7 protein-coding genes are annotated in these 9,741 nt (G+C 54.8%); 1 reads left to right on the top strand and 6 read right to left on the bottom strand.

Translation table 11 applies throughout. The features are described from left to right. From ACIQ2T_RS09735 to ACIQ2T_RS09710, 6 genes are all read right to left on the bottom strand, one after another. Positions 1 to 633, bottom strand: a 633-nt coding sequence (locus ACIQ2T_RS09735; protein ID WP_397590644.1) for an isochorismatase family protein, incomplete at its 3' end; no start/stop codon positions are given. Then, positions 633 to 1,814: a CaiB/BaiF CoA transferase family protein gene (locus ACIQ2T_RS09730; RefSeq protein WP_397590643.1), complete on the bottom strand. Its 1,182-nt coding sequence runs from the start codon at positions 1,812 to 1,814 to the stop codon at positions 633 to 635. The genes ACIQ2T_RS09730 and ACIQ2T_RS09735, both read right to left, overlap by 1 nt. After that, entirely contained in the window at positions 1,811 to 3,685 is a 1,875-nt protein-coding gene (locus ACIQ2T_RS09725; protein ID WP_397590642.1) for a hydantoinase B/oxoprolinase family protein, read from the bottom strand. Before ACIQ2T_RS09725 ends, ACIQ2T_RS09730 begins: the two co-directional genes overlap by 4 nt. 13 nt (positions 3,686 to 3,698) lie before the next feature. Beyond that, positions 3,699 to 5,747, bottom strand: coding sequence for a hydantoinase/oxoprolinase family protein (locus tag ACIQ2T_RS09720; RefSeq protein WP_397590641.1), 2,049 nt, complete (start codon positions 5,745 to 5,747; stop codon positions 3,699 to 3,701). An 11-nt stretch (positions 5,748 to 5,758) separates the two neighbouring features. Further along, a complete protein-coding gene (locus ACIQ2T_RS09715) occupies positions 5,759 to 6,688 on the bottom strand; it encodes a hydroxymethylglutaryl-CoA lyase (RefSeq protein WP_397590640.1) in 930 nt (309 codons plus the stop codon). Between the two features lie 24 nt (positions 6,689 to 6,712). Further along, positions 6,713 to 7,387: a GntR family transcriptional regulator gene (locus tag ACIQ2T_RS09710; RefSeq protein WP_397590639.1), complete on the bottom strand. Its 675-nt coding sequence runs from the start codon at positions 7,385 to 7,387 to the stop codon at positions 6,713 to 6,715. Between the two features lie 86 nt (positions 7,388 to 7,473). On the opposite strand from ACIQ2T_RS09710, the gene ACIQ2T_RS09705 reads away from it, so the two are divergent. Next, positions 7,474 to 9,741 (top strand): TonB-dependent receptor (locus ACIQ2T_RS09705; RefSeq protein ID WP_397590638.1); only part of this gene is annotated, 2,268 nt, incomplete at its 3' end.

The following is a 9,741-nucleotide window of genomic DNA, read 5'->3' as shown; positions in this document are numbered from 1 at the left end:
CGCGCTGCTGCGCAAAAACTCAATTGCTTCGCCTTCCGAGACGACCTCTGCATATTTGGCCTGAAGATCGAATAAATTTGCGTCATGCGGCGCCGAATGGCGGTCGCCACAGGCATCACGAACAACAAAGGGTGCAAAGCCCGACTGGAGCGCATCCAGTGCGGTTGCGCGCACACATCCCGACGTCGACAGGCCAGTGATAAGCAACGTATCGATGGCCGCGGTCGTGAGGATGTCCGTAAGCGCAGTTCCAAAAAAGGCCGAGGCAAATTGCTTCGAGATGATGCGTTCGCCATCCAAGGGTTGAAGCGACGGCGGAAATGCGCCGTAGGGCGAACCTTTCACAAAAACACGGAGCGACGGAATTTTCTTGTAGAATAAACCGCCATCCGCGCCGTCCTTTGCATAGACGACATTTGTGAAAATCACCGGAATGCCGGCTGCCCGAGCCGCAGCCAAGAGGCGTATGTTGCTCTCCAAAGCATCCTCAACATGGGCGTAAAGAGGCGACGATTTGTCCAAATACGCCATCACAAAGTCGACGATCAGCAGTGCAGGGCGCTTGCCAAAAGACAAGCGACCATCAAACGCACCAACATAGTTTGCCGCCAGATCGTCGTCCTCTTGGGGCATCAGATTGCGCCTGCCACTTTCAGCCGATCGAGTTCCTGTACTTCCACACCCAGCAGTTCGCCGTAAATCTCGGCATTGTGCTGCCCGACTATTGAGGGTGCAGGCGACCGCACGCCGCTTGGCGTCGCGGACATTTTGGGAAAGGCGCCTTGCATTTTCAACTTGCCATAACGCTCGGTCTCGACCTCGATAATGGCATCGCGCGCCTGAAAATGCGGGTCGGCCAACATCTCGGGCGCGCGGTAAACGCGGCCTGCTGGGATGGAATATTTGATCATCAATGCGTCCACTTCGTCAACGGTCAACGTCGCGGTCCATGCATTAATGCGTTCGTCCAGTTCCAACTGATTATGGCCACGCGCCAAATGGGTTGCATAACGTGCGTCGGTGCCAAGTTCAGGCATACCCATAGCTTCTGCCAAACGTTGCCACAGCGAGTCTTTGTTCGCGCCAATCATATACTCGCCGTCTTTGCAGATATACACATTGGAAGGTGCAATGCCCTTAAGGATGGAGCCCGATCGTTCGCGAATGAACCCGCTATGGTCATATTCAGGAACCAGTCCCTCCATGACTTGCAACACGCTTTCATACAAAGCGGCGTCAATAACCTGACCCTGACCGGTGACGCTGCGATGGTGCAATGCCGCCAGCACGCCCATGCACCCATAAGTTGCGGTCAGCGTGTCACCAATGGAAATCCCCATGCGGCTTGGGGGACGGTCGGGTTCGCCAACAATATAGCGCCAGCCGCCCATGGCCTCGCCAATGCCGCCAAACCCTGCACGGTCCGAATAGGGCCCTGTTTGGCCATAGCCGGACATGCGTGCAATGATGAGGCTGGGGTTTTCCGCCAAGAGGGTGTCTGGCGCAAAACCCCATTTTTCCATTGTGCCGGGTTTGAAATTCTCGACCAGAATGTCTGCTTTGCCGATCAACTTGCGGACAAGCGCCTGTCCTTCGGGGACACGCAAATTGGCCGAAACAGATTTTTTGTTGCGCGCGATGACTTCCCACTGCACCTTTTCTGCGCCTTGGCCCCAGACACGCATGGGGTCACCGGCACCCGGTGGTTCCACCTTGATGACCTCAGCGCCCATATCGCCAAGCAACTGTCCGCAAAACGGACCAGCAAGCAGCTGGCCGAGTTCAACAACGCGCAACCCCTTTAGTGCGCTCACTCGGCGGCTTCCAAAGTTGTCCAAACCGGCTGGACAGGCGCGCTCAGGCCTGTCTCAACTTCGCAACTGGCACGCAATTGTTCAATACTGGGTCCATAATTGAACAGGGAAAGCGCTGCGCGTTCTTGCCTTAACTTGGCACGCAGCGCGTCGGTGGCCCCAGCGTCTACTTCGCCATGCGCATTTGCGATTACGCCATAGGCTTTTGCGCCGGCCACAGTGACAAGCCCTTGCACAATCTCTTTACCAACAAGGGCAGGGTCGCGGTCAAGGGCATCGCCCCAGCCACCGCCGCCCCATGTGATGAAGTGCAACTGATCGCCCTCTTCTACATGAACGTCTTCAACCTTGTTGCCGATAATCTGCGAGCTGCCGTCGGCCTTTTCGAGGATTTTCCGCGCACGTTTGCCGGGTTCACCGCCATTAACACCCCATGGAGGCACGAACCAACGATCATCATGGATCGAAATTGTTCCGCTGGCGAGGAAACGATAGGTCATGTGAATGCCATTTCCGCCGCGATGCAGCCCAGCACCGCCACTGTCGGGTTCTGTTTCATATCGTTCGATGAGCAGCGGGAAGTAACGCTCCAGAAACTCGTTAGGCACATTCGTAAAGCCCGGCCACAGAGAGTGACCATCGGGCCCATCGCCCATGGGACGACCTGGAATACCGCCAAAGCCGATTTGGAAGAGCTGGAACCAATCGCCCTTCTTGTCATTGCCCGAGTAGAACATGTGTGGGCTTGAAGAGAATCCGGCCGCATTTAAGAATTCCGGTGTTTTTTGTCCCAAGAGACCACCCAAAATATCGAAAATGCGACCCAGCGCGTGGGTGCGACCCGAGAGCGCTGCTGGAAATTTCGGCTTGAGAAGCGACCCGTCCGGAATGCGGACATCGATCAGATCATAAAAGCCATCGTTGAACAGAATCTGCGGATCGAAAACCATGATCATGTAAATGCCGAAGAACATCTTGAACATATTCTCGTTCAAGAAGAAGTTGATCGACGCTTGGCTTTGCGGGTCAGTGCCAGCAAAATCGAGTACAACCTTTTCGCCTTCGCGCCACATGGTGCACTTAATCTTATACGGGCCAGCGCCCATGCCATCGTCACAGATATAATCTTCGAAACTGACAGGTTCTTCGCCAATTGCCATGGCGATGAGCGATTTCATCGCACGGTGATTGCGCGCGAGCAGTTCTTGCGTGGCAGAGATGTAGACATCGTCACCGAAGCGCCCTGCCATTTCGATGACCCGGCGTGCAGCCACCCGGCACGAGGCAATGAGCGCATTGAGATCCGCCTGACACCAATCCGGTTTGCGGGTCTGATGCATGACCAGCTTCATGAGGTCGTCGTTATACTCGCCCTTTTTCCAAATTTTGACTGGCGGGATACGCACGCCCTCTTCAAAAATCGAACGGGCATTGATCGGCATTGATCCTACAACCTTGCCGCCAATATCGGATTGGTGACCGAACATGGATGTGTAGGCAATCAATCGGCCGTCTTTGAACACGGGTAAAAGGACGAGCCAGTCGTTTGAGTGGCTGACCGCACCGTCGCAGGAATAAGGGTCAGACAGCAGGATCATGTCGCCGTCTTCCAACGAACCATCCCAGTTATCCAGAAAGCCGCCAATGAAGCTGCCGAATTGGCCAACAATCATTTTTCCGGTGTGGTCCGCGATTAACGGAAACGCATCACCCTGCTCCCGAATACCGGGGGACATTGCTGTGCGCACCAGCGTTGCGTCCATTTCGATGCGGGCATTACGCAGCGCATTTTCAATGATGTCGAGCGTGACGGGATCGATTGCTATCTTGTTAAAGGGCGTATTGTTTGTTTCAATGATTTGGGCGGGCATGTCGTTAGCCTCCTCAAGCCAGATTGATCAGGATGTTGCCGACCTTGTCGACGATCGCGACGCAGCCAGTTTCAATGAGTGTGGTCGAATCCATTTCGACAACGATAGCTGGCCCGGGAATGATATCCCCCTGACGCAACTTGGATCGATCATAAATGACCGCAGCCTGTTCCTTGCCATTCATCCACAAAACATGGTCGCGCATTTTTGCAGCAGCCGGATTTCCATCCCCCTGAGGCAATTCTGCGGCAGGCAAATCCAAAGCTTGCCCCAATGCGACCGCGCGCAAGTTCACAATTTCGTGCGGGGTATCCATGTTGAACGTGAACAACCGAAGATGCTCTTCGTCGAACCGCTTCAATATGCCCGCGACGCCGTCACGTTCCAAAATGTCTGGCGTGATCGTCAAGGGCACTTCAAACGCCTGACCGGCATAACGCACGTCGATTTCGAATTCGCTGCTGATATCGGCGTCATTGATGCCGTCGGACTGCAATTGCGCGCGGGTCTGCTCTGCCATTTCCTTGAGAATGGCAACAAGTTCGGCCGCATCAGTGGTTGTGGCCAAACGCGAAAAGCTGCGCGCAGTCTCCGTCCGCATGCGCGTTGTGGCATCGCCCAACGCACATAACACGCCCGGTGACACGGGCGATATGGCGGGCCAGCTGCCCATCAGTCGTGCCACGGCATTGACATGCAGTGGCCCGGCACCGCCGAAGCCCATCAGCGCAAAATGTCGCGGGTCATAGCCTTGCTGAACTGAGATCATGCGCAACGCGCCGAACATGTTTTCGTTGACGATATCAATGATGCCGCGCGCCGCGGCCATCAAGTCGATGCCAAGCGCATCGGCGATGGTCTGCACCGCCTTTTTTGCGCCCTCACGGTCAAGTTGGAATGTTCCGCCCAATAGATTTTCGGGCAGATAGCCAAGCACGACATTTGCGTCCGTGACCGTGGGTGCTTCGCCGCCCTTGCCATAGGCCACAGGACCTGGAACCGCGCCTGCAGACTGCGGACCAACGCGCAGGGCCTTGGTCAGTTCGGGCACATAGGCGATAGACCCGCCGCCCGCGCCAACGGTCTTCACATCCAATGAAGATGCGCGCACCGCCAAATGGCCGACTTCGGTCGTACGCACACGGCGCGGTTCAAGATTTTCGATCAGCGCAACATCGGTTGATGTCCCCCCCACATCAAGGGTGAGGATGTTTTTGATACCGGCATTCTTGCCGACCCAAAGCGCACCGGTAACGCCGCCAGCTGGCCCCGACATCAATATGTCGACGGGATGCTCCTGCGCCTTTTGCGCGGACATCAGTCCGCCGTCGGACCGCAATAGCGACAATTTGCCACTAAAACCGGCATCGGCAAGCTTGCTGCGCAGGTTGGAGATATATTTGCCGACGACCGGGCGCACTGCGGCGTTTGCAACGGTTGTCAACGTCCGTTCATATTCCTGCATTTCAGGCAGCACTTCATGGCTGAGCGATACCGGGACATTTGGCATGATCTCGCGCGCCAATTCGCCCACGCGGGCCTCGTGCGCGCCGTTTGTATATGCATTCATGAAGCTGACGGTGATGGCCTCGACGCCCTGGGCCTGCAAATAGGCCAAAGCGGTTCTGGCGGAAGCTTCATCCAAGGGGCGCACTTCACCGCCTTGTGCATTCATCCGACCGCCAACGGTCACGGTATCTTCCAAAGCGGCCAAGGGCGTTGGCTTTGGCCAGATAATCCAAGCGGCAAGCCCACCTGGGACATAAGAGCGCGCTATCTGCATGATATCACGATATCCCTCGGTCACGATAAGGCCAACGCGTGCGCCCTTGCCCTCAAGCACCGCGTTGGTCGCGACAGTTGTGCCGTGGAGGAAATATTCAATCCCGGTCGCATCGACGCCTGCGGTGGCACAGATGGCGTTTACGCCGGTCAGGATACCTTCGCTGCTATCATGTGGCGTAGACGGCGTCTTGTGCCGCCAGAACGCGCCAGTGTCCGCGTTGAATAACAATAGGTCAGTGAATGTTCCACCGACGTCAACGCCCAAACGATACCCCATTAATATCTCCCTCAACCTATTTTTGGAAATGCTGGCGCCTGCGCCACCATGCCGGGTAGTTTTCTGCCCATAATGTCCGATAGCCATTGGCTAGCCTCAATAAGGCTAGCCAAATTCATTCCTGTGGACACGCCTGCACGTTCCAGCATGTAGACAACGTCCTCGCTTGGCACATTGCCCGCTGCACCCGGTGCAAACGGACATCCACCTAGCCCGCCGAGCGACGCATCGATAACGCTCGCCCCCGCACCGACAGCGGCCCAAACATTGGCCAAGCCGGTGTTGCGGGTGTTATGAAAATGCACCCGAACGGGCAGCGGATTTACTGCTTTCTTTATCTGCTCGACCAGCCGCGCCACTTGGGCGGGATTTCCAACGCCAATGGTATCAGCAAGCGCAATTTCAACAGGGCCAGCTTCGGCAATGGCCACGGCCATATCAATGATGCGCTGGTCAGACACTTCGCCTTCAAATGGGCAACCGAAAGATGCAGCTATGGTGCATTGCGCGGTGCGCCCTTCGGCTTTGGCAAGCGCAATAATGGCCTTCGCCGCCTCGACGGATTCGTTGCTACTTTGCCCTTGATTGGCCATTGCGAATGTATCGGTTGCGACCGCGACGGCACCAAGCTGATCTATCTTCCCGGTCGCGATGGCGCGTTCTGCGCCGCGCAGGTTCATGACCAAGCCAATAAATGTCACATCGCCGCGGTCCGGCAGTCCTGCGCAAACATCCTCCGCATCCGCCATTTGCGGGACGCGTTTGGGGTTCACAAAGCTGGTAACCTCAATTCGGCGCGCTCCAGCCGCAATCGCGCGATTGATTAAAGCGAGTTTATCGTCAGTCGATACCAGAACAGCCTCGTTTTGAAGGCCGTCGCGTGGTCCAACTTCGACAAATTCAATATGCTTGGGAATAATCATCGCCGATGTTGATGCCATAATTGTATACAAAGTCAAACAGGATTATGCGGCCAAATTGGCTTTCCGGATTTCAGTGTCGGTAGAGTGCGCTTCGGCATAAGCATGGAACGCGCGCCGAATATGTGCTGTCATTACCGCAGCGGCCCAATCACCGTCGCGATTATCAAAAGCGATCAGCAATTCATCATGTTCATGATGTGAGCGGCGCAAGTTTTCGAGGTCATATTGTCGCGCTGTGCGCAGTATAACGGGTTGTTCTGTTACCTGCATGAGCATGTTCGCCAATCGCTCAGACGCGGCCGCTTCAAGAATTGTTGCGTGGAACAACCGGTTACTGTCGATGAAGCGAGGTACATCGGGACGACTGGCATCAATTGCCTGCTTCAGCTTGCCGTTATGATCTCGCATGCGCGCCAGTTGGTCTCGCGTAACGCGCAAAGCTGCCCGCTTTGCAGCGTGCGCTTCCAGCATCGCGCGCAACTCGAACGCATCTTTTAGATCGTCCAGTGACCAATTTGTCACAAAGCTACGTTGCGATTCGTTACGCCGAACGAACATTTCCGTCTCAAGCCGCCGAAGCGAATCTCGCACCGGAGTGCGCGATACACCGCACAATTCTGCCAAAGCCTCCTCGCGAATTTGCGATCCAGGTTGCAACTCACCAGACAAGATCATGCTGCGAATATGATTATATGCACGATCCGATGCCCGCGACATGGTTTTAACGCTCCTCTTGACGAATGGCATTTGTATACAATAAGCTGCCCTCAAAGCAACATTGGGTATAACAGGGGATAAGTTACATGCGTATCGGGAAAAGTGCACTCCTCTCATCGATAGCAGTCAGCGTTTTGGTGCCTACAACGGCATTTGCACAGGCTGCCGAAGAGGCCGTAGAAGCGGAAGAAATTATTGTAACGGCGCGCCGCCAAAATGAACGGCTGGTTGATGTACCTGCTTCGGTCACCGTTATAGACGCCGCCGCACTTGCAAGAACCGGCGCAGATAATGCGCAGGGCTTTGCCCAATTGACGCCGGGTGTGACCATCGTGACGGGCACTGCCGAGGCTGGCGATACCCAAATCAACATTCGCGGCATCAACGGTGCGCGCGATGCGGAAAGCTCCGTTGCACTCGTGGTCGACGGCATTTTGAAAACTAACACCGCGCAGTTGAACCAGACCCAAGGCACGCTGCGTCAGATTGAAATTCTGAAAGGTCCGCAAGGCGCAATTTATGGCCGAAACGCGGCTGCCGGTGCGATTGTTGTCTCTACGGTAAAGCCAGGTGACACGCTCGAAGGCGCTGTCAAATTCAGCTATGCCAATGAACAGACGATCGAAGGTTCGGCTTATGTTTCATCGCCCTTGGGCGATAATGCCGGTTTCGTGCTTTCGGGCAACTATCGCACAACAGACGGATTTTACCGCAACCTGTATCTTGGCCGTAAAGTCGTAGATGATCAGGAAGTATATTCGATGGACGGCCGTTTCATGGCGCAATTGGGCGATGCAACTGATCTGGATGTAAAAGCACGCTATTCAAAACTGTCTGGCGCTTCGATCAACTTCAACTCGGTGTTCCATATCGAAGCGTTTGGTGGTGCATTCTTTGAAGATGTTGATGCCCATGAATTGCGGTATTACAGCAATATTCGGCCAACGAACGACCAACGGACAATCGATTTGTCAGCCAAGATCGATCACGACTTCGGCGCGACACGGCTGACCGCATGGGCGCTGTATTCCGATGTGGACCAAAACCTCACCGCAGACGGCACGTCGGCCGACTTCGCGCGCTATATTTCACCCGCCGCCGCAGGTGCACCTTCCAATGCCACCAATCTGGCTGTCCAGAACAAATGCTTTGCTACCACGGCGGCGTTGACCGGATTTCCGCTCAACGCACCGGGCTTCATTGGTCAGATTCCTGTACCGTTCATTTTTGCACCGGCAACAGGCTCGACGTTTGGTGCCTACAGCCCGACAACCTGCGATGGCACGCAGCTTCAGATCCGTAATCAAAAAGACATCAGCGGCGAAATTCGCCTTGCGTCAAATGACGGTGGGCCGCTGAATTGGCAAGTGGGCGTCTACGGCCTTCACATCGACCGAACGGTTGGCGTGAGCCTTGGTGCTGATTTGGGTCAAGGTGTTAGCGCGGCATTGTATAATGCACCGGGCAGCAGCAACCCGACATCGCAATTGTTCAACGATACATTCAAAACTGACGTCTACGCTGCATTTGGATCAGTCGACTATAAAATGTCTGATATGTTCAAAGCCGGCTTTGCATTGCGCTATGACGTCGAGGACCGGACAACGTCCAACCTCGTGCCCAATGTATCTGACCCAATAACGGGTGCTAAGATTAACCCGGGCCTACCTGCAACAGGTGGAATTGCGGATAAATCGGCTAGCTTCAAACAGCTGGAGCCAAAGGTCACGTTAAGCTTCACGCCTAACAGCTCGACCAATATTTATGCTAACTGGGGTATTGGTTTCAAATCAGGTGGTTTCAACAACACAGGGTCGTCTGCCTTGGTGAATGCCAACTTTAATATTCCAGCAATCGGCGCCGGCGTTACAATTAATGACCAGTTCCGCAAGGAACGGTCGAGCTCGTTCGAAGCCGGTATCAAGGGTTCATTGCTTGATAACCGTGTGACATTTGACCTTGCCGGTTATTATACCAAAATCTCGGACATGCAGTTCTTTGAATTCTTCGTCGGATCATTCGGCTTGCTTCGCGTTGTATCGAACATCGACAAGGTTGATGTAAAGGGCGTCGAATTGAACACCACAGCCAAGATCATCGATGGCTGGAAAGTGTTTGGCTCGGTCAACTTGACCGACAGCGAAATCAAGAAAAATACCTCGCGTCCTTACACCGTAGGCAACAAGTCGCCATATACCGCGGATTACACGATTAATCTTGGAAGCCAGATTGACGCGCCACTGAGCGATGATATCGGTGTGGTTCTGCGGGCCGATTATCGCATTACCGGCGCGACATGGTTCCACACCGTTCAGGATCAGAAACGGGCCACGATCTTCAGCCAGTTGCTGCCG

This window comes from Sphingorhabdus sp. (genome assembly GCF_044357595.1).
Lineage (GTDB): Bacteria > Pseudomonadota > Alphaproteobacteria > Sphingomonadales > Sphingomonadaceae > Sphingorhabdus_B.
The sequence above is the reverse complement of the archived record's forward strand: the minus strand, read 5'-3'. Positions and strand labels throughout refer to the sequence as shown.